18 protein-coding genes are annotated in these 19,048 nt (G+C 67.0%); 8 read left to right on the top strand and 10 right to left on the bottom strand.

What is annotated here, in order from left to right:
• Window positions 1-56: 56 nt before the first annotated feature.
• From EDC31_RS13210 to EDC31_RS13200, 3 genes are all read right to left on the bottom strand, one after another.
• Window positions 57-1,538 (bottom strand): ATP-binding protein, encoded by a 1,482-nt coding sequence (locus EDC31_RS13210; protein ID WP_042056647.1) that lies wholly within the window; start codon window positions 1,536-1,538, stop codon window positions 57-59.
• A gap of 10 nt (window positions 1,539-1,548) precedes the next feature.
• The gene (locus tag EDC31_RS13205; RefSeq protein WP_042056645.1) at window positions 1,549-2,268 is read right to left on the bottom strand and encodes a response regulator; all 720 of its coding nucleotides are present in this window, start codon (window positions 2,266-2,268) and stop codon (window positions 1,549-1,551) included.
• A 79-nt stretch (window positions 2,269-2,347) separates the two neighbouring features.
• A complete protein-coding gene (locus EDC31_RS13200) occupies window positions 2,348-3,340 on the bottom strand; it encodes a cysteine synthase A (protein WP_239641561.1) in 993 nt (330 codons plus the stop codon).
• A gap of 148 nt (window positions 3,341-3,488) precedes the next feature.
• Here EDC31_RS13200 and EDC31_RS13195 point away from each other — a divergent pair, with 148 nt between their 5' ends.
• The gene (locus EDC31_RS13195) at window positions 3,489-3,896 is read left to right on the top strand and encodes a rhodanese-like domain-containing protein (RefSeq protein WP_081797435.1); all 408 of its coding nucleotides are present in this window, start codon (window positions 3,489-3,491) and stop codon (window positions 3,894-3,896) included.
• A gap of 21 nt (window positions 3,897-3,917) precedes the next feature.
• On the opposite strand, the gene EDC31_RS13190 is transcribed toward EDC31_RS13195, so the two are convergent.
• Entirely contained in the window at window positions 3,918-4,844 is a 927-nt protein-coding gene (locus EDC31_RS13190; RefSeq protein ID WP_239641560.1) for a DUF2272 domain-containing protein, read from the bottom strand.
• Window positions 4,845-4,900: 56 nt separating this feature from the next.
• Window positions 4,901-6,025, bottom strand: a complete 1,125-nt coding sequence (gene mtnA, locus EDC31_RS13185; RefSeq protein ID WP_042056641.1) for an S-methyl-5-thioribose-1-phosphate isomerase — start codon at window positions 6,023-6,025, stop codon at window positions 4,901-4,903.
• A gap of 154 nt (window positions 6,026-6,179) precedes the next feature.
• Between mtnA and EDC31_RS13180 the strand changes: the two genes are divergently transcribed.
• Both EDC31_RS13180 and EDC31_RS13175 read left to right on the top strand, forming a co-directional pair.
• Window positions 6,180-6,809, top strand: a complete 630-nt coding sequence (locus EDC31_RS13180) for an NUDIX hydrolase (protein ID WP_042056639.1) — start codon at window positions 6,180-6,182, stop codon at window positions 6,807-6,809.
• 6 nt (window positions 6,810-6,815) lie between these two features.
• On the top strand, window positions 6,816-7,883 hold the full coding sequence (locus EDC31_RS13175; RefSeq protein ID WP_042056638.1) for a glycosyltransferase family 4 protein: 1,068 nt from the start codon (window positions 6,816-6,818) through the stop codon (window positions 7,881-7,883).
• Window positions 7,884-8,000: 117 nt separating this feature from the next.
• On the opposite strand, the gene bioD is transcribed toward EDC31_RS13175, so the two are convergent.
• The 3 genes from bioD to EDC31_RS13160 are packed head-to-tail and all read right to left on the bottom strand — an operon-like array spanning window position 8,001 to window position 11,271.
• Entirely contained in the window at window positions 8,001-9,461 is a 1,461-nt protein-coding gene (gene bioD / locus EDC31_RS13170; protein ID WP_081797434.1) for a dethiobiotin synthase, read from the bottom strand.
• A complete protein-coding gene (locus tag EDC31_RS13165) occupies window positions 9,458-10,093 on the bottom strand; it encodes an alpha/beta fold hydrolase (RefSeq protein WP_042056637.1) in 636 nt (211 codons plus the stop codon). Before EDC31_RS13165 ends, bioD begins: the two co-directional genes overlap by 4 nt.
• Window positions 10,090-11,271 (bottom strand): aminotransferase class I/II-fold pyridoxal phosphate-dependent enzyme, encoded by a 1,182-nt coding sequence (locus tag EDC31_RS13160; protein ID WP_042056635.1) that lies wholly within the window; start codon window positions 11,269-11,271, stop codon window positions 10,090-10,092. Before EDC31_RS13160 ends, EDC31_RS13165 begins: the two co-directional genes overlap by 4 nt.
• Window positions 11,272-11,326: 55 nt before the next feature.
• Between EDC31_RS13160 and EDC31_RS13155 the strand changes: the two genes are divergently transcribed.
• A complete protein-coding gene (locus tag EDC31_RS13155; RefSeq protein WP_042056676.1) occupies window positions 11,327-12,607 on the top strand; it encodes an adenosylmethionine--8-amino-7-oxononanoate transaminase in 1,281 nt (426 codons plus the stop codon).
• Window positions 12,608-12,773: 166 nt separating this feature from the next.
• A complete protein-coding gene (locus EDC31_RS13150) occupies window positions 12,774-14,237 on the top strand; it encodes a glucoamylase family protein (protein WP_081797432.1) in 1,464 nt (487 codons plus the stop codon).
• Between the two features lie 48 nt (window positions 14,238-14,285).
• Here the strand turns inward: EDC31_RS13150 and EDC31_RS13145 are convergent, their stop codons facing one another.
• Entirely contained in the window at window positions 14,286-14,744 is a 459-nt protein-coding gene (locus EDC31_RS13145) for a hypothetical protein (protein WP_239641559.1), read from the bottom strand.
• Between the two features lie 112 nt (window positions 14,745-14,856).
• Between EDC31_RS13145 and EDC31_RS13140 the strand changes: the two genes are divergently transcribed.
• Genes EDC31_RS13140 through EDC31_RS13130 form a run of 3 tightly spaced genes read left to right on the top strand, consistent with a single transcriptional unit; the run spans window position 14,857 to window position 18,206 of the window.
• A complete protein-coding gene (locus EDC31_RS13140; RefSeq protein ID WP_081797431.1) occupies window positions 14,857-16,179 on the top strand; it encodes an O-antigen ligase family protein in 1,323 nt (440 codons plus the stop codon).
• Window positions 16,180-16,188: 9 nt separating this feature from the next.
• A complete protein-coding gene (locus EDC31_RS13135; RefSeq protein ID WP_042056633.1) occupies window positions 16,189-17,175 on the top strand; it encodes a CobW family GTP-binding protein in 987 nt (328 codons plus the stop codon).
• Window positions 17,172-18,206: a WD40 repeat domain-containing protein gene (locus EDC31_RS13130; protein ID WP_042056631.1), complete on the top strand. Its 1,035-nt coding sequence runs from the start codon at window positions 17,172-17,174 to the stop codon at window positions 18,204-18,206. Before EDC31_RS13135 ends, EDC31_RS13130 begins: the two co-directional genes overlap by 4 nt.
• A 261-nt stretch (window positions 18,207-18,467) precedes the next feature.
• On the opposite strand, the gene EDC31_RS13125 is transcribed toward EDC31_RS13130, so the two are convergent.
• The coding region (locus EDC31_RS13125; protein ID WP_243697807.1) for an AAA family ATPase at window positions 18,468-19,048 on the bottom strand (581 nt) is incomplete at its 5' end.

Raw genomic sequence — 19,048 nt, 5'->3', positions numbered from 1 at the left:
TGAATTTCGGGGCTCTGACGCGGGGCGTGGGACGTTGGAAAACGAGACCCGGGCCGTCAGGTGGGCAGGGTGACGACCGCGCGCAGGCCGCCGGACGGACGATTGGCCAGCCGGATGTCGCCGCCATGGCCGCGCAGGACCGAGCGGGCGATGGCCAGTCCCAGGCCTGTGCCGCCCGTCTCGCGATTGCGGCTGGATTCCGCCCGCACGAACGGCTCAAACATCCGTTCGAGTTCCTTGTCCGGCAGGCCGGGCCCGTCATCCTCGATCACGATGGTCGTCATGGCGTCGTCTGTCGGTGTGCGGAGAGTGATATGAGCGCTGCCGCCATATTTCAGCGCGTTGATGACGAGATTCATCAGGGCGCGCTTGAGCGGAAGGCTGCGGGCGGCGACGAGGACGGGATGGTCCGGCGTATCCAGCGTGATGTGTTCGGCCAGATGCGGCATGCTTTCCGCCGCCTCGTCGGCGACGGTGGAGAGCAGGGCGGAGAGATCGAGCCGGACCTTCGGTTCCCGATTGGCCGTGTCCCGTCCGAATTCCAGCATCGCCGCGACCATCGCTTCCATCTCGTCGAGATCGGCGAGGAACTTGTCGCGCAGCTCGTCGTCCTCGATGAACTCGGAGCGTAGTTTCAGGCGCGTGATCGGCGTCCGCAGGTCATGCCCGATGGCCGTCAGCATCAGCACGCGGTCATTGATCAGCCGTCGCACATTCGCCGCCATGGTGTTGAAGGCCTGGGCGGCGCGGCGCAATTCCGTCGGGCCGCCTTCCGGCAGGGGCGGTGCGTTGACGTCCTTGCCCAGTGCGTCCGCGGCACTGACCAGCGTGCCCAACGGGGCGATCAGCCTCTGGGTGCCCCACAGAATCAGCCCGCCGCCACACAGCGTCATCAGCGCGAATGCGATGAGAAAGGTTGGTGAGTCGAACGGGTTGGGACGTTGGGCGATGTATTTCACGATCACCCAGTCGGCTTCGTCCGGTGTGAGGATCGAAAACACCCAATGCCGTGACGCCGGATTATGCCCGATGATCAGACGCGCGGGGTAGAGGCGCGGGGGCAGCATCGCGTTGTGCAGGATCGACGGTAACGGCTCCATGTTCCGTCGCGGATAGGGCGGCGGGGGGAACGGCCTTTCCATCGGCGGCGGCCTGCCGCCCGGAGGGCGCGCACCTGGAGTAGAGCCGCCGAACGAGCCAAACGGAGCGACGCGGAAGAGCCTTGGAAGGACGGCCGGCATAGGCACTTCGTGGCCGAGAAGCGTGTGGTCCGGCTTGTCCGTCACGGTGACGGAAAATCCGGAAGGGATGTTGAGCGATCGTATCGCCCCGGCGCGCGCCGCGGGTGGCAGTTCGGCGAGCGCGCGATAGATGGCGAAGGCGTGATGTTCGTCCTCGCGCAAGGTGATGCGCCGTTCGATATCGAGGTGGTCCAGCGCATGGATCGTCAGTCCCGCCACCTGAACGATGCACAGCCCGACGATCAGCAGCAGGCCGGTGCGGGCGCGCAGGGAGTTGGGGTAGAGACGCCAGGCCATCGGCGATGGATCAGACCCGCTCGACCTCGGTGGCCAGGACGTAGCCGCCGCCGCGCACCGTCTTGATGACCTGCGCGTTGCGTCCGTCGTCGTCCAGCTTGCGCCGCAGACGGCTGACGGCCACGTCGATCGCCCGGTCGAATGGGCCCGCCTGCCGTCCGCGCAGCAACTCCAGCAGCATGTCACGCGTCAGCACGCGATTGGCCCGGTCCAGCAGCGCCACGAGCAGATCGTATTCCCCGCCTGTCAGCGGCACCTCGACTCCTTCCGGATTGAGCAGCCGCCTGCGGTTCGGCTCTAGTGTCCAGCCCGCGAAACGGATCAGCCGCATGTCGGCCACCTGCCGTTTCTCCGTCGCCTCGCCCGTCCGGCGCAGCACGGCCCGAATCCTGGCCAGCAGCTCGCGCGGGTTGAAGGGCTTGGCGACGTAATCATCCGCGCCGAATTCGAGCCCGATGATACGGTCCGTCTCATCGCTCATCGCGGTCAGCATGATGATCGGCACGTTGTCCTGGCTGCGCAGCCACCGCGCGATATCCAGCCCGCTTTCGCCGGGCAGCATCATGTCCAGCACGACGAGCTGGTAATGCCCCGCCGTCCAGGCCCGGCGCGCCTCGCGCCCGTCCCGGGCCGAGGTGACGCGGAAATGGTTCTTTTCGAGAAAGCGCGAGAGAAGCTCGCGTATTTCCCTGTCGTCATCGACGATCAGAAGATGAGGAATGGTCTCCATGATTGTAACAATGGGCCCCTTTAGGACCCTTGACCAGTGGATGTTGCACTTGGTTGCAACTCGTCATGCATGGCCAAATTCATGCCAGCCAGGGCGGGACGGGCAGGTTGCGCGCGCGCAGGAAATCCGGATTGAAGAGCTTGGACTGATAGCGCGCGCCGCCGTCGCACAGGATCGTGACGATCCGGTGGCCCGGCCCGAGCTTGCGCGCCACGCGGATCGCGGCGGCGATGTTGATTCCCGCCGAGCCGCCGACGGACAGGCCCTCATGCGCCTGAAGATGGAAGATCTCCTCCAGCGCCTCGGCGTCCGGGATACGCTCGGCGTCGTCGAACCGGACGCCTTCGAGATTGCCGGTGACGCGCGACTGGCCGATTCCTTCGGTGATGGAGCTGCCCGTGACGGAGAGATCGTTCTCCTTCACCCAGCCATAGAGTCCCGATCCCTCCGGATCGGCCAGCACGATGCGCGGGCGGGGACGGTTGGCCCGGCCCGCCAACTCGGCCAGCCCCAGCGCCACGCCGGCGAGCGTGCCGCCTGTGCCGCAGGAGCAGGTGAAGGCGTCGATTTCGCCGTTCGTCTGGGTCCAGATCTCGGCGGCGGTGGTACGGCGATGGCCTTCGCGGTTCGCGGTGTTGTCGAACTGGTTCGCCCAGACGCCGCCCGTCTCCTCGGCGAGGCGGCGCGACACATGCACGTAATTGCCCGGATCGCGGAAGGGTTTCGCGGGCACGAGGCGCAGGTCGGCGCCGATCATGCGCAGGAACTCGATCTTTTCCCGGCTCTGGGTCTCGGGCATCACGATGACGGTGCGATAGCCCCGCGCATTGGCCACCAGCGTCAGCCCGATGCCGGTATTCCCTGCCGTGCCTTCCACGATGGTGCCGCCGGGGGTGCCGCCGGGTCGCAGCACGCCGCGCTCCTCCGCGTCGGTGATGATCGCCAGCGCCGCGCGATCCTTCACCGATCCGCCGGGATTCATGAACTCCGCCTTGCCGAGGATGTCGCAGCCGGTGATCTCGGAGGCGCGGCGCAGACGGATCAGCGGCGTGCCGCCGATGGCCTCCACCATGCCGTTCGCGGGTTCGTCGAGAAGCGAGGTCCATTCCGCGATCGCAGGGAGGGGGGCGTCGGGAGAGTGGGTCATGCTGATCGCTCCTATACGATGACGAGCTTCGGTAATAACGTTCGACCACAAAAATCGGTCGGGAGAAAAGAGCATGACACGCATGACGGGACGAATTTCCGCGCGGGAGGCCTGGGAGGCGTTGCAGGCCGAACCGCGGGCCGTCCTCATCGACGTGCGCACGCCGGAGGAATGGGCGCAGATCGGCCTGCCGGACCTGTCCGGCCTCGGGCGTGCTCCCGTGACGCTCACATGGTCGCCGGCCGCCGCTCCCGCCTTCGCCGAAGCCCTGATGCAGGCCGTTCCGGACAAGGCGACGCCGGTCTATTTTCTCTGTCGCTCCGGTGCGCGGTCGCAGATGACGACCGATCTCGCCGCCTATCTCGGCTATGAAGACGTCACCAACATCGTCGACGGCTTCGAAGGACCGCCGGATGAATCGGGCCGCCGCGGCACGGTCTGCGGCTGGCAGGCGGAAGGGCTCCCGCAGCGGAAAGGATAGAGAGGCGGTGCGGGCCGCCGCCTACCAGCCGCTATCCGGCTCGCGATCCGCGTCGTACAGCACCTGAAGCACCGTCAGCCAGGGATAGCGGCTGTCGTAGAACTGGCCGGACGCGTCGGCCAGCGCGCCCTTCGCATCCGTCGGCACATGGGTCAGAGCGACCGCGTCGTCCACATTGCCGCCGACGATGCTGATCTCATGCCCGAAAGGCGGCGCGTTCTGGTTGACAGCCACGACGATGCCGCAATGGGACGGGAAACCGTAGGACGTCGGCAGCATCGAAAAAGTAATGCTCCGGCTCCGGCCGCGTCCGACGCAGAGGATATCGCCCAGTTGCGGGATGTAGGTCTTCGGGTCCTGCGCCCGCAGCCCCGTCGCCTGGCCGGAGGCGGCGGCGTTGATATAGGTCGAGTGGTTGGGCGAATAGGGAAAACGGTCATTCGCCCCGGCGATTCGCATGACATAGGAAATGAACGCCGCCGACCACGCGTAATGCCCGTCATGCTCGGCGGGAAAACGCTGGCCGTTCCCGTCCTGCTTGCCGGTCCAGGACACTTCGGTCTCATAGGGATCCTGCCCGATCCACCAATATTCGCCGACGCGCTGCCAGAGGCCCGGAATACGTTCCGGCTTGAGGGCGGGCGAGGACGCGTCGGGCCGGTCCTCGGGATCGTCGTCGGCCACCGGGTTGCCGAACATCCGCCATTCCCGCAGCGCGATCGCCACGGCGTCCTGACGGTTGAAGGGCTCGAAATTCCGCGTGGCGAAATCCGGGACATGCGAGTCATACCCGACCGGCCCGTGCGTCCCGTTCGCATATTGCGTGGTGGGGGTCTGCGCGGGCGGGTGCGGGGTCTCCGCGCATCCGGACAAGGTCGCGACACCCAGAACCGCGAGAAGGGGCGCGGAAACCCGGACAGACGCCTCGATTCCCATTTCACCCCTCATGCCGCTTCCCTCATCTGGAGTCATCCGCCCCATCACGGCCCAACGTCACGCGGCGGTCAAGAGCGGGCGTGCAGGAGCGTCGTGTCCAGATCGGGGAAAAGCGCGCGCAGCCCTTCGGCGCTCGCTTCGCAGGGGCCGCGCTCGGTGAGCAGTCCGCTGACGAGTCGCGCGGGCGTCACATCGAAGGCCGGATTGGCGCCGGTCGTTCCGGCGGGCGTGACCCGGACGCGCGCGGGGCGGCCGTGCTCGTCCAGCCCGCTGACATGAGTCACTTCCTCGGCGGCGCGTTCCTCGATCGGGATGTCGCGCACGCCGTCCGTCACGCGCCAGTCGATGGTTGAGGAGGGCAGGGCGACCCAGAACGGCACGCCGTTGTCCCGCGCCGCGAGCGCCTTGAGATAGGTGCCGATCTTGTTTGCGACGTCGCCGCCGCGCGTCACGCGGTCGGTGCCGACGATCACGAGATCGACCTCGCCATGCTGCATCAGATGGCCGCCCGCATTGTCGGCGATCAGCGTGTGCGGCACGCCATGCGCGCCGAGTTCCCAGGCCGTCAGCAGCGCGCCCTGATTGCGCGGGCGCGTCTCGTCCACCCAGACATGGACGGGAATGCCGCTGTCATGCGCCATGTAGATGGGGGCAAGCGCGGTGCCCCAATCGACCGTGGCGATCCAGCCGGCGTTGCAATGGGTCAGGATGTTCAGCCGTTCCTGCCCCTCGGCGCGTTCGGCCCAGAGCGTGCGGATCAGATCCAGCCCGTGGCGGCCGATGGAAGCGTTGACGCGCACGTCCTCGTCGCAGATCGCATCCGCCTCCTCATAGGCGGCGGCGACGCGGGCCGCCGGGGCGAGCGGGGCGAGGCGCGCCGCCATCCGCTCGATCGCCCAGCGCAGATTGATCGCCGTCGGGCGCGTTTCCACGAGATACGCCGCCGCGCGGGCCAGCCCCTCGTCGCCGGCGTCGGACTGGAGCGCGAAGGCCAGCCCGTAGGCCGCCACCGCCCCGATCAGGGGAGCGCCGCGCACCTGCATGGTGCGGATGGCGTGGGCGACCTGCTCCATTTCCCGCAGGTCGAGAATGTCGAGAGACCAGGGGAGTTTCGTCTGGTCGAAGATATGCACGAGGCGACTGTCGGCGGGATCGCGCCAGACGCTCCGATAGGCGGTTCCATTGATCTTCATGGCGAAACTCCCGGTTGGCGCGACGGAGGAAAGAGGGCGGCCCGAACGGCGTCATTTGGGGCAATCGCCGCCGCGACTCAAGAGAACAGCGCGTGATTTCATTTTTCGCCGTCTGGCCCTATGATTTCTCCGCCCGTGGCGGAGGCGGGACGACATGGCCGATCCCGAATGGCTGTTTCTCGCGCGCGAGGCGCAGGCCATCGCCCAGACCGGGCTGACCTATTGCAGCAACGACTATGACCGCGAACGTTATGAGCAGCTCCGTCATCTCGCCGCCCGCATGGTCGCGCTGCACGGCGATGTGTCGCCCCGGCGGATCGAGGCGCTGTTCGCGCGGGAAAGCGGCTATGCGACGCCCAAGATCGACGTGCGGACGGCGCTGTTCGATTCCGGGGGACGCCTCCTGATGGTGCGTGAGCGCATGGATTCGGATCGCTGGACGCTGCCCGGCGGCTGGGCCGACGTGACCGACACCCCCGCCGGAAACGCGCTGAGGGAATTGCGCGAGGAGAGCGGCTATGAAGGGGAGATCGTCAAGCTGGCGGCGGTCTGGGACCGCGCGAAGCAGGGTCACGCTCCCGATTTCTTCGCCTGTGCGAAACTGTTCTTCGTGGCGCGGCTGACCGGCGGCGCGGCCCGGCCCAGTATCGAGACGTCGGAGGTCGCCTGGTTCGCCCGCGACGCGATTCCCGCCGATCTCTCGACCGGGCGCGTGCTGCCGGGCCAGATCGCACGGATGTTCGAGCATCACGCCCACCCCGAACTGCCGACGGATTTCGACTGAGCCTCCATGCGTGTCATGATCATTCTTCCCATGCGCGAAGGCTATGCGGCCGATCGCGCCGGGGCCATCTCCCTTCTCGTCAACCGTCTGGCCGGCCCGGACGATCTCGTCGTCGGCTCGCCGGTCGAGGGGACGCCCCTGCCCGGGGGAACGTTCGTCCCCGTGCCGCCCATCTCGCCGCTCTGGAGCGTCTTCTCGGATAATTTTCGCTATCTGATCGGCTTGCGCAAGGTGATCCGCCAGTACAGGCCCGACCTGATCGAGGTGCACAACAAGCCCGCCATCGCGTCGTCGCTGGCCCGCGTCGCGCCGACCCAACTGATCCTGCACAACGATCCGCAGGAGATGCGTGGCGCAAGCTCTCCCCGTCAGCGCGAGGCCCTTCTGGAGCGGGTGCGCGTCATCACCGTCTCGGACTGGCTGCGCCGCCGCTTCCTGGAGGATCTGGACCCCGCCGTGGTCGAGGTCATGCCGAACTGTCTGGATCTCGGCGCCCTGCCGACCCCGGCGCCGCGCCGCGCGCCGGTGGTGTTGTTCGTCGGGCGCGTCGTCGCCAACAAGGGGGTCGATGCGTTCGTGCGCGCCTGGACCACCATCGCGTCCCATGTGTCGGGCTGGAAGGCGGTGCTGATCGGCGCGGACCGCTTCGGCATCGACGCGCCGCGCACCGCCTTCGTCGACCGTGTCGAGGCCCAGGCCGATATCGCCGGAATCGCCCATCTCGGCTATCAGCCGCATCCCCGGGTGCTGGAAGCCATGGCGCAGGCGGCGATTGTCGTCGTCCCCAGCCGCTGGCCGGAGCCTTTCGGTCTCACCGCGCTCGAAGCCATGGCCAGTGGAGCCGCCGTCATCGCGTCACCCTCGGGCGGATTGCCGGAAGTCGTGGGCGACGCCGCGCTTTTCGCCCGGCCGGACGCTCCGGGGGAGCTGGAAACCGCGCTGCTCACGCTCATCGGCAATGACGAGTTGCGCGAGGATCTCGCCGCGCGGGGGCGGGAACGCGCACAGATTTTCGATATCGGGCCGGCCCGCGCCCGTCTCGTCGCCCTGCGCCTTCAGGCCCTCAAGCGATGACTCCGCTGGAAAGGCTTTTCAAGAAAGACCCCAAAAACCTTTCGACCTGACAGCGAAGTTACCCAGAAGAACTCCGCAGCCAAACGATCAAAGTCTTTTTGCTTCGCGAGCAAATCGTCATGAGGCATCGCCTGATGACGTGAAGATGCGAGCCAACCATTCTTCTTCAGAAAAAGAAGAACCCCCGCACCCCGAACCAGCGCGAACCGCCTCGTCATATGGCGGAATCCGTTCGGCGAGGGATGCGACCGCCGCCGCGTCCACTTGCTCCAGCCAGGGCAGTTCGGCCAACACCCGCACCGCGCCGAACCGCTCGATCGCCGCGCGGTTGCCGGGATTGGCGGGGCCGTTGAGGATCACCCCCGCCACGGGAATCCCCCGCCGCCGGAGGGCTTCGAGGCTCAGCAGCGTGTGGTTGATCGTCCCGAGCCCGCTCCGCGCGACCAGGATTACCGGCATGCCGTAGAGCGCGGCGAGGTCGATCATCATCATCTCCGCCGTCACCGGCACCATGAGACCGCCGGCACCCTCGACCACCACCGGCGCGTCTCCAACCTCGGGCAAAGCCAGCCGCGACGGGTCGATCGTCACGCCTTCGGCTTCCGCCGCCGCCAGAGGAGAGAGCGAGGCGGAAAATGCATAGGCCGGGAGCGGAGCCGGGCATCCGGTCAGCGCCGCGACGGTGGGAGTGTCGCCGGGTTCGTCCGCCAGCCCGCTTTGCAGCGGCTTCCAGTAGTGCGCGCCCCAGGCGCGTGTCAGCACGGCGCTGGCGAGGGTCTTGCCCACTCCGGTATCCGTGCCGGTGACGAACACGCCGCGCGGCGTATTCGCGCGGCGGAAGGCGCCGAACGCCACCTCATAGCTCACGCCTTCGCCGCGCCGGTCGAAGGCCGCCATGGCGTGTCGCAATCCTGACGGATCAGGCCGCGCGCCCTCGGCGGGCAGGGCGGCGCCGATCCGCTTCAACCCGCGCAGGAACTCAAATGCCGAACCCGGCCTGTCGGTCAGCGTCACGCTCTCCCAGCCGCCGCTTCCGCCGCTCGGCCAGTCGCGCTGCAAGGCCGGGACCGACGGATAGGCGTGGAACACGCAGCGTGTCCCGGCGGCGGCGCAGGCCGCCCGCCATTCGCGGAAACTGCCTTCGGCCAGCGTCGTCACCATCAGCCTCCCGCCGGGTTCGAGCAGCGTCGAAAGGCGCCGCAAGGCGTCGGCGCGCGCGGCGATCCATTGCAGGCAGAAATTCGAGCAGACGAGATCGTAGCGCCCGCCCATCTCCGGGTTTCCGGCATCCAGCAGTGCGAACCGCACATTCGTCCCCGCCAGCCGTCGGGATGCGCGGTCCAGCATGCGGGGGGAGATGTCCGTCGCCAGAATCTCGGCATCGGGAAACAGGGCGCGCAGCCGCGCCGTCAGCATCCCCGTGCCGCAGCCGAATTCCAGAATCCGGCGCGGCGGGGTGTCGGCGAAGGCGCGGGCGATCTGGGCGGCCAGAAGCGCCGCGCTCTGCGCCTGCACCCGCGCCTCGGACTCATACGCCTCGGCGGCGTCGAACGCCCCGGCGATGCTGGAGAGCGTCATCGTCCGATGTGTCCTTCCGCCTTGCGCAGCAGCGCCGCGACGGTCTCCGGCGCGTCCAGCGGCAGGAGATGGCCGCCCGCGCAGCGATTCTCCCGCGCCAGAGGACCGAAGCCCGCGCGGGCCATGGCGGGCGTGACCAGCCGGTCCTCCGTGCCCGCGAGCCAGATCAGCCGCGCGCCCATGGAATGCGCCGCCGCGCGCCCGTCAGAAGCGAGCAGCCGCTGCAACCCCTCATCCAGCCTCGCGCCGGAGAGCGGCGCGGCGGGCGGAGCGCCGCCGATCTCCCGCCGGAACGTCGCGACCACCTCTGCGGCCTCCGTTTCCAGCCGCCGCCTCATCCGCTGCACCATGCGGGGCGGCACGCCCACCGGGAAATCCGCCCCGGCGGTGAACCGGGCGAACCCGTTGACCGCGACGATCCCCGCACAGTGCCGCAAATCCTGCTCCAGCAGCCAGAGCGTTCCCGCCGAATGGGTCACGGCGAGATAGGGCTCCTGCGGCAGAGCGTCCCGCACCGGCGCGCCGGTCTGGCCCAGATCGATGCGCCACGAGTCGGCCTCGCCCAGCGCCCGGCACACGCCGTCCCAGAGTCCGGCGTCGTAGGACCAGCCATGGACGAAGACGCGCCTCATCGCGCGGCCTCCACCACGGCCTGCGCGACGGCCTCGATCTGCGCGTCCTCCAGCCCCGCGTTGAGCGCCAGACGCAGGCGCGCGGTCCCCTGCGGCACGGTGGGCGGACGGATCGGCAAGGCGAGGATGCCGCGCTCCTCCAGCCGCCGCGCCGCGTCGAGCGCCCTTTGCGTGTCGCCGAGGATCACCGGCACGATCTGCGTCGAGCTGTCGCCGGTATCCAGCCCCGCCGACCGCAGGATCTCCCGCAGACGCGCGCCATGCCCGGCCAGAGTTTCGCGCTCGTGCTCCATTCCGGGAACCTGATCGAGTGCCGCGTCGATCGCTCCCAACATGGCCGGGGACGGGGCGGTGCTGTAGATGAAGCCGGAGCAGCGGTTGACCAGATAGTCGCACAGCACGCGGCTGCCCGCGACATAGGCCCCCATTGCGCCCAGAGCCTTGCTGAACGTGCCCATGGCGAGATCGACCCCCGATCCGGCGGCCAGCCCGGCCCCGCGCGGCCCGAGCACGCCGGTCGCATGGGCTTCGTCCAGATAGAGGAACGCCTCGTGACGATCGGCCAGCGTGCGGAGCCCGGCGACATCCGCCCGGTCGCCGTCCATGGAGAACACCGTTTCGGCGAGGATGAAGCGCAGCCCCGGCGTGTCCGCCCGCGCCTCCAGCAGCGTCGCCAGATGGGTGAGATCGTTGTGCCTGTAGCGGATCTGCCGCACGCCCGCCGCCGCGCAGCCGTGATGCATGCTGGCATGGTTCAGCCGGTCGGTGAAGACGAGCGCGTCATGCCCCGTGACCTCGCGCGAGAGGGCGAGGAGCGCGGGCAGCACGGAGGCGTTCGCCTGCCAGCCCGAGGGGAAGATCAGTGCCGCTTCCGCGCCCTTGAAGCGCGCCAGCTTCGCCTCGATCGCCTCATGCAGATCGAACGTGCCCGTCACGAGGCGCGAGGCCCGCGCGCCCGCGCCGAAGTGCCCGGCCCATTCCGCCGCCCGCTCGCGCAGGAGCGGATGGGCGGACAGGCCGAGATAGTCGTTGGAGGACAGGTCGAGCAGCACGCGCCCGCCGCGCGTCAGCCGCGCCGGATCGCCGGGCGTGCGGCGGACGGGGGAAAGGCGGCGGCGCAGCCCCGTCGCTTCCAGCCGGTTCAGCGCGTGCTGGAAAAATGGATCGAAGCGGGTCATGGAGAGCCTGTCCCTGCCGCAAGCGCGGCCTATGGTCAACCGGAGAGAGATGGCGATGACGGATGAGATCAAGTCGGGTGACGCCGCCGAAGCGGGCCGGGAGCATATCTGGCTGCCCTACACCCAGATGAACACCGCCGCCTCACCCCTGCGCGCCGTGCGGACGGAGGGGTGCGTGATCGAGCTTGCCGATGGGCGGCGGCTGATCGACGGCGTCGCCTCGTGGTGGACCGCCTGTCACGGCTACAACCATCCCGATATCCGCGCGGCCGTCGAACGGCAATTGGCCGCGATGCCGCATGTGATGTTCGGCGGGCTGGTGCATGAGCCCGCGCTCGCTCTGGCCAGCCGCCTCGCCGCGATGCTGCCGGGCGATCTGGAGCGGGTCTTCTTCACCGATTCGGGGTCCGTCGCCGTCGAGGTGGCGATGAAGATGGCGATCCAGTACCGGCTCAATCGTGGCGAGCTTGGCCGCACGAAGCTGCTGGCCTTTCGCGGCGGGTATCATGGCGACACGCTCGCCGCCATGTCCGTCTGCGATCCGGAGGAGGGGATGCACGCTCTCTTCGCCGGCGCGTTGCCGCAACAGGTCATGGCCGATCTGCCGACGACGCCCGAGCGCGCCGCCGCCCTCGACGCCCTGCTGGCCCGCCACGCGCCGGAACTCGCGGCGATCATCGTCGAGCCGCTCGTCCAGGGGGCGGGGGGAATGCGGTTCCATGATGTCGCGACGCTGCGCACGCTTCGCGATCTGGCGGACCGGCACGGGCTGCTGCTGATTCTCGACGAGATCTTCACCGGATTCGGGCGCACGGGCACGATGTTCGCCTGCGAACAGGCCGGAATCGTGCCGGACATCGTCACCTTGTCCAAGGCGCTGACCGGCGGGACCATGGCGCTCGCCGCCACCGTGGCGCGCCGTCATGTCTTCGAGGCGTTCCTGTCGGACGATCCGGCGAAGGCCCTGATGCATGGCCCGACCTTCATGGCGAATCCGCTGGCCTGCGCCGCCGCGAATGCCTCTCTCGATCTGTTCGCACGCGAGCCGCGCCTGGCGCAGGTCGCCCGGATCGAGGCGCAGTTGCGCGAGGAGCTGGAACCCTGCCGGGGTCGTCCGGGGATCGCGGATGTGCGGGTGATGGGGGCCATCGGCGTGGTGCAACTCGATCCCGCGCCGAATCTCGACCGGCTGAAGGCGGCTCTGGTGGCGGAGGGTGTCTGGGTCCGACCGTTCCGGGACGTGCTGTATCTCACCCCGGCGCTCACCATCGGCGCGGAGGATCTTGGGCGGCTGACGGGTGCGCTGCGGCGGGTCATTGAGAGAAACGCACTATAACTTACAGCATTTTAAGGAATTTAAGGTTCAAAAAGGGGGAGGCGAGTTGGTTTACTGCCTCCCCATGACTGGGATTCATGTTCGCCCTCCTTCGTTCCGCCGACTTTCCCCCAGCCGTGGGTCGTTCTTCCGAACGCGGATCGCGGGCGTCGTTTCCGCGCTCGCCATGTCGCTGCCGGCGCATCAGGCGCATGCGGGTGCGTCGGCGGTCCGTGCCCCTGTGACGGCGTCCCCCGCGACCGACAGGGGCGGCTCGCCGTCTCCGTCGGACGCCGCTTTCGCCAGTGATCTGGAGCGCCGGACCTTCGACTGGTTCTGGGAATCGGCCGATCCGCACACCGGACTGATCCCCGACCGTTTTCCAGCCCCGCCCGGAAGCGCGGCCAGCATCGCGAGCGTGGGATTCGGCCTGACGGCCTACGGCATCGGCGTGAAGCGCGGGTATATCACCCGCGACGAAGCCGCGGACCGCACGCTCATGACCCTTCGCGCGCTCGCCCGCACCCCGCAGAATGACGCGAAGATGGGGTCGAGCGGCTATCATGGCTTCTTCTATCATTTCCTCGATGCGAAGACCGGCCTGCGTTATGCGGAATGGTCGGAACTCTCCAGCATCGACACCGCGCTGCTGATGAGCGGCGTGCTCTTCGCCCAGGCGTTCTATACGGCCGACACGCCGAGGGAGCGTGAGATCCGGCGTCTGGCGGACCGGCTCTACCGTCGTGTGGACTGGCCGTGGATGCATGCGCGGGGGCCGTGGATGGCGATGGGCTGGATGCCGCCCGGCCAGTTCCTGCCCGCCGACTGGAAGGGGTACAATGAGGGGCTGATCGTCTATCTCCAGGCGCTCGGTTCGCCGACCCATCCGCTGCCGGCCTCCGTCTGGCGGAAATGGACGGCGAGCTATGAGGGGCAATGGAAGAGTTTCCATGGCCATACGCTGCTGAACTTCGCCCCGCTTTTCGGCCATCAGTACAGTGAATCCTGGGTCGATTTCCGCAGCATTCACGATGACTGGAACAGGGCCCATCACACCGATTATTTCCAGAACAGCCGCGAGGCCGTCTATGCCCAGCGCGACTACGCCAGGGAGAATCCGAATCACTGGCGCGATTATGGCGCGGAAATCTGGGGGCTGACCGCGTGCGACGGGCCGGGGGACGCCACGCGCACCGTGGACGGGCGGAAGCGGCATTTCCTCGCCTACAGCGCGCGTGGCGCGGGAGGCGACTACGTGCTGGATGACGGCACCATCGCCCCGACCGCCGCGGGAGGGTCCGTCGCCTTCGCGCCGGAAATCGCGCTGCCCGCGCTGGAGGCGATGCGTCGCCGCTACGGCGCCAAGGTCTATACGCGGTATGGTTTCGTGGATGCGTTCAACCCGTCCTTCGTGCAGGACGGCAACGGGATCTGGGCGGACAATCAGGCGCTGGGGATCGATCAGGGGCCGATCCTGCTGATGATTGAGAACTGGCGCAGCGGCTTCGTCTGGAAGGTGATGAAGCACAGCCCCTATCTTCGGGCAGGACTGCGCCGGGCGGGATTCACCGATGGGTGGATCACCGCCGCGACCCGCCCCGAAATCTCGGCGGAGAACCAGGACGGCGGGTCGTCTGGGCAGGGCGAATGAAGCGGAAGAGCCGCCCGGACAGGGCGTGACCTTGTCCGGGCGGGCGCGTCAATTTTCCAGCGTGAAGGTCAGCCCCTGGGCGCCTGCGGCGAGGCGCGCGCCTTTCGCGGCGCTGTCCATCTTCAGGCGCACGCCGTTGGTGTTGGAGAGCACGGCGCCGCCCAGTCCCTTGTCCAGCGTGGCCTCGCCGGCGAGCGCGCCGTAGGTGCCGTCGAAATCATGCAGGTGTTTGAGGTTGTAGACCGTGCCGTGGGAGACGACCTTGGAATAGCCCAGTGCGGCGATGTCCGCGCCGCTGACCTTGAACTTGTAGCTGTGATGGTCATAGCGCAGCACGCCCTCGCCCCAGCTGTAGCCGACGCCGACATCGGCCGATTGCGCCGTCAGCGTGATCGTGCCTGACGGCGTGCCCATCGTGTCCTTGGCGACCGCGGGGGTAAAAGTGGGCGCTGCGGCGATCATGCCGAGAGCGGCGAGGGTGGCGCCGCGTGCGAGAATTCCGTTCATCAGTCAAACCTTCTGTTGAGGGCCGGCGGCCCGCTCCACCCATGCAACGCGCTTCGGGTGCCGTCGTTTCCTCGCTTGCGTTCGCCTGCGGCGTGACGCATTGGGTGAGGCCATGCCTTCCGCCCGCCTTGTCCTTGACCGGATCGGTCGTTTCGTCACCTTCGCCATGCCGCTCGTCCTGACCCATGGGCGGATGCTGGCGGAGATCGGGATCGATCTCCTCGCCGTGTTGCTGCTGGTCCGGAGCGCGCTGTCGTCGGACTGGGGCTGGAGCCGGACGCTCTGGTTCCGCCTGGCGCTCGTCTGGTGGCTCTGGCAGGCTGTCTGCTCGCTGCCGGTCGGATCGCTGGGGATCGGCGGCGGCCCGGCGCTGGTGCAGGCGCTGCTCGCCATGCGCTTCATGCTCTTCGCGGCGGCGCTGCAAGGCTGGACCCTGCGCGACGAGGCGGCGCGGCGGACGATGCGCTGGCTGATCTGTATCTGCGGCTTCTATATCGCCGCGCAGATGCTGCTTCAGGCCGTGACCGGGCATAATCTCTTCGGCGTGCCGCGCTTTCCGGACGGGACGCTGACCGGCCCGTACTCCGCCCCGCGCGCCGCCGCGCCGCTGTCGCGTCTGATGCTGCCCATGCTGCTGCTCGGCGCCGCCGCGCTGGACGGGGCAATCGCCGGCCGATCGGCGCGGCTGCTCGCCATGGGCGGGATGACGATCGGAGCCGTCGGGATCATGGTGCTGGCCGGGCAGCGCATGCCCTTCGCGCTCTTCCTGCTGGGGCTGGGCGTGTCCGCGTTCTTCTTCCGCCCCATGCGGCCCGCCGCCCTGCTGGCCGCCCTCGCTCTTCCGGCGCTGGTGATGCTGGCGCGAATCTTCTCGCCCGGCAGCTTCCGCCATCTCGTGTTGCTGGCGGAGGCGCAGCTCTCGCATTTCGGCCACTCAGCCTACGGGGCCGTCTTCACCCGCGCGATCGTCATCTTTCATGACAATCCCCTGACCGGGCTGGGATATGACGCCTTCCGTCACGGTTGCGCCCGCTCGGCCTATTTCCATGGTCTGTCCTGGCTGGATGCGGCGTCCGACGGCGGCGGCGCGGCCATCTGCGTCCAGCACGCGCACAACCATTATCTTCAGGCGGCGACCAACGCCGGATGGCCGGGGCTGCTTCTGTTCGTCGCGCTGGTGATCGCGTGGCTGGCGGCGCTCTGGCCGCGTCATCGTCCCGGCGAGACCGCCGTCATTCACGCCTGGCGCATCGGGCTCTTCGCCGCGGTTCTGATGCAGGAATGGCCGATCGCGTCCAGCAGCGACTTCATGAATCTTCCGCTGGGCGGCTGGGCCTTCCTGCTCCTTGGCGTCGGGCTGGCGGAGACCGCGCCCCCTGTCGCGGAACGTCCGTCCGACCTATATGCACAGCACGACGCATCATCACGGATCTGAGGAGCCTCCATGTCCGAAACCGCCATTTCCGATCCTTCAGCCAAGGTGCCCGTCACGGTGCTCACCGGCTTTCTCGGCGCGGGCAAGACGACGCTGCTCAATCACATTCTCTCGGCAGATCACGGCCGCAAATACGCCGTGCTCGTCAACGAGTTCGGCGAGCTGGGCGTGGATGGCGATCTGGTGATCGACGCGGATGAGGAGGTGTTCGAGACCAATAACGGCTGCATCTGCTGCACGGTGCGTGGCGATCTCATCCGCATCCTGGGCAGCCTCCTGCGCCGTCGCAACCGTTTCGACGGCATCATCGTCGAGACCACCGGCCTCGCCGATCCGGCGCCCGTCGCGCAGACTTTCTTCGTGGATGAAAACTTGCGGGAGAAGGCGCGGCTGGACGCCGTCGTCACCGTCGTCGACGCCTATAACGTGCTTGAAACGCTCGATGAGAGTCCCGAGGCCGTCCATCAGATCGCCTTCGCCGATGTGATCGTGCTCAACAAGACCGATCTCGTGGACGAGGCGAAGCTGGAACGGATCGAGGCGCGCATCCATGCGATCAATGCCGGCGTCCGCATTCACCGCGCCACGCGGGGCAATGTCGGCCTGGACGCGATTCTGGATCAGGGCGGTTTCGATCTTCAGCGCGCGCTCGAAACCATGCCGGATTTTCTCGAAAACACGGCGCACAGCCATGAGGAGGGCGTTCTCAGCCTGTCCTTCGCGCTGGACACGCCGTTGGATGAAGCGTTGTTTCAGTCATGGATCGGCGCGGTGTTGCAGGAACTCGGCCCCGATATCCTGCGCACCAAGGGGATTCTCGATTTCAAGGGGCAGAGCGAGCGCTTCGCCTTTCAGGCCGTTCATATGATGGCGGATGGCGGCGCGATCGGCCCGTGGAAGCCCGACGAGAAACGGCAGTCGCGCATCGTGTTCATCGGGCGCAATCTCAATCGTCCGCAGCTTCGGCGCGGATTCGAGGCGTGCCGCGCGCAATGAGCGAGATGCACGAACTCCTCGTCGCCAGAGGAGCGGAGCGCCGCGTCGAGGGGGCGGTTTCCGCCGCCGCCGCGTCGCGTGACGGAACTGTCCTCGCGGTGGGAACGGTCGAGGGCGAAATCTGGCTCGTGGCGGTCGAGTCGATCCGCTCGCCCGAAGCCTGGCGTGTCGTCGCCGCGCATCACGGCGCGGTGCTGAGTCTGGTCGCGGATACCGGCGCGTCGGGCTTTCTCAGCGGCGGGGAGGATAATCGCCTGCTCCGCACCGAGGCGGACGGAACGGTCACGGAGCTTTTCAGGGGCCGGCGCTGGGTGGATCATGTGGCGAGCACGCCGTCGACCCTCGCCTTTTCCACCGGCAAGCAGGTCGAACTGCGCGATGCGCACGGTGCCACGACCCTCAAGACGCTGGAGCATCCCTCCACCGTCAGCGCGATCGCGTTCGACGCGAAGGGCAAGCGTTTCGCCGCCTCGCATTATAACGGCGTGTCGCTCTGGTTCGTGCAGGCGAAGGTCGATTCCGTGCGGATGCTGGAATGGAAGGGTAGCCATATCGGCATGGCGCTGCATCCGGCGGGCGACGCCATCGTCACCGCCATGCAGGAGAACGAGTTGCATGGCTGGCGGCTTTCGGACGGGCATAACATGCGGATGAGCGGCTATCCGCGTCAGGTCGCGTCCATGGCGTTCACCCGCAACGGGAAATGGTTGGCCACCTCCGGCGCGGATGCGGTGGTGATGTGGCCGTTCTTCGGGGGCGGCCCGATGGGCAAGCCCCCCACCGAACTTGCCCGCCTGCCGGGGGTGTTCTGCTCCCGCGTCTGCGCGCATCCCCGACACGACATGATCGCTGCGGGCTATGATGACGGAACGATTCTGCTCGCCGACACCGGGTCCGAACGCGTCCTGCCCATCTGCATGTCGGGGCGCGGCAAGGTCAGCGCCCTGGCCTTCACGCCGCAAGGCGGTTTCATGATTTTCGGCACGGAAGACGGCTGGATCGGCGCCGTGGATCTTTCGAGCCAGGGGTGAGGCTGGGGCTCAGGCGGCTTGAGTCCGGCGTGACGAGCCATGTGTTTTTGGTGCGAACTGCGGGACTCGAACCTGCATCAACCCGCAGTGAAACTTTTCTAACTCTTTGAAACAGCAAAAAGAATGTGACGTGCTGTCTTCTACTTTGTGGTGTGACTTGTATCGTTGGTTAAGCATTCTGGGAAGAGCCAATTGTAAAAAGATTGGGTGGTGACTGCCTGCAATCGCTTTACCCAGATAGGCTATAATTTGGTGTAATGGTCATGCCGTATTTTGTCCGCTGTTCGTGATTGGAGATGCAGTTTCGATCGGCGAAACAGAAGCGATCGGCACAGATTCTGTGCCCATCATCATGTTATAATGCTGCTTGTGCCCGGTCTCTTCGAAAATACGCTTAAATACGTCGAGATAGGTGCCCACCGTGGTGGCATCAGTGGAGACGTAGAGATCGTCATGTGTGCTGTGTGAACCGTCGTTCACCCACGAAAAGAGTGATGCGCAGATTACCTTCTCACGCCCTTCAAACTTCTCGATAATCTTGTCCTTGTCCATATTGCCAAGAATTTTGAAATAGTTCTCAAGAATGCGGCGCAGTGTGTTCTGGATGGTGAGGTTGGAACGGTTATCGTTGCGCACTTCAGACCAGAGCAACTCATAGGATGTCTTGATGGGGTTATGATCGAAGGATTCCAGCATCGAGACATCATTGATCTTCTTAACGATCCAAAAGGTCTCGTGCGCGCGGCATGAAGCGTCCCGGGTTTCCCGGAGGCTCCTATCTGTGAGAAGGAGCCATGATGAACATGATGAGCCAGAGATTTTCGCCTGAGGTCCGGGAACGT

Origin of the sequence: Acidomonas methanolica (assembly GCF_004346035.1) — a bacterium.
Classification (GTDB): Bacteria; Pseudomonadota; Alphaproteobacteria; order Acetobacterales; family Acetobacteraceae; genus Acidomonas; species Acidomonas methanolica.
This window is presented reverse-complemented; position numbering and strand designations above follow the sequence as displayed.

Excerpts from the sequence above, each read along its gene's own strand:
- mtnA (WP_042056641.1), bottom strand. The coding sequence starts at position 6,025 with ATGAAGATCAATGGAACCGCCTATCGGAGCGTCTGGCGCGATCCCGCC.
- EDC31_RS13195 (WP_081797435.1), top strand. The coding sequence starts at position 3,489 with ATGACACGCATGACGGGACGAATTTCCGCGCGGGAGGCCTGGGAGGCG.
- EDC31_RS13135 (WP_042056633.1), top strand. The coding sequence starts at position 16,189 with ATGTCCGAAACCGCCATTTCCGATCCTTCAGCCAAGGTGCCCGTCACG.
- EDC31_RS13155 (WP_042056676.1), top strand. The coding sequence starts at position 11,327 with ATGACGGATGAGATCAAGTCGGGTGACGCCGCCGAAGCGGGCCGGGAG.
- EDC31_RS13150 (WP_081797432.1), top strand. The coding sequence starts at position 12,774 with ATGTCGCTGCCGGCGCATCAGGCGCATGCGGGTGCGTCGGCGGTCCGT.
- EDC31_RS13200 (WP_239641561.1), bottom strand. The coding sequence starts at position 3,340 with ATGGTGGAGGCCATCGGCGGCACGCCGCTGATCCGTCTGCGCCGCGCC.
- EDC31_RS13180 (WP_042056639.1), top strand. The coding sequence starts at position 6,180 with ATGGCCGATCCCGAATGGCTGTTTCTCGCGCGCGAGGCGCAGGCCATC.
- EDC31_RS13145 (WP_239641559.1), bottom strand. The coding sequence starts at position 14,744 with ATGAACGGAATTCTCGCACGCGGCGCCACCCTCGCCGCTCTCGGCATG.
- EDC31_RS13160 (WP_042056635.1), bottom strand. The coding sequence starts at position 11,271 with ATGACCCGCTTCGATCCATTTTTCCAGCACGCGCTGAACCGGCTGGAA.
- EDC31_RS13210 (WP_042056647.1), bottom strand. The coding sequence starts at position 1,538 with ATGGCCTGGCGTCTCTACCCCAACTCCCTGCGCGCCCGCACCGGCCTG.
- bioD (WP_081797434.1), bottom strand. The coding sequence starts at position 9,461 with ATGACGCTCTCCAGCATCGCCGGGGCGTTCGACGCCGCCGAGGCGTAT.
- EDC31_RS13190 (WP_239641560.1), bottom strand. The coding sequence starts at position 4,844 with ATGAGGGGTGAAATGGGAATCGAGGCGTCTGTCCGGGTTTCCGCGCCC.
- EDC31_RS13165 (WP_042056637.1), bottom strand. The coding sequence starts at position 10,093 with ATGAGGCGCGTCTTCGTCCATGGCTGGTCCTACGACGCCGGACTCTGG.
- EDC31_RS13140 (WP_081797431.1), top strand. The coding sequence starts at position 14,857 with ATGCCTTCCGCCCGCCTTGTCCTTGACCGGATCGGTCGTTTCGTCACC.
- EDC31_RS13205 (WP_042056645.1), bottom strand. The coding sequence starts at position 2,268 with ATGGAGACCATTCCTCATCTTCTGATCGTCGATGACGACAGGGAAATA.
- EDC31_RS13130 (WP_042056631.1), top strand. The coding sequence starts at position 17,172 with ATGAGCGAGATGCACGAACTCCTCGTCGCCAGAGGAGCGGAGCGCCGC.
- EDC31_RS13175 (WP_042056638.1), top strand. The coding sequence starts at position 6,816 with ATGCGTGTCATGATCATTCTTCCCATGCGCGAAGGCTATGCGGCCGAT.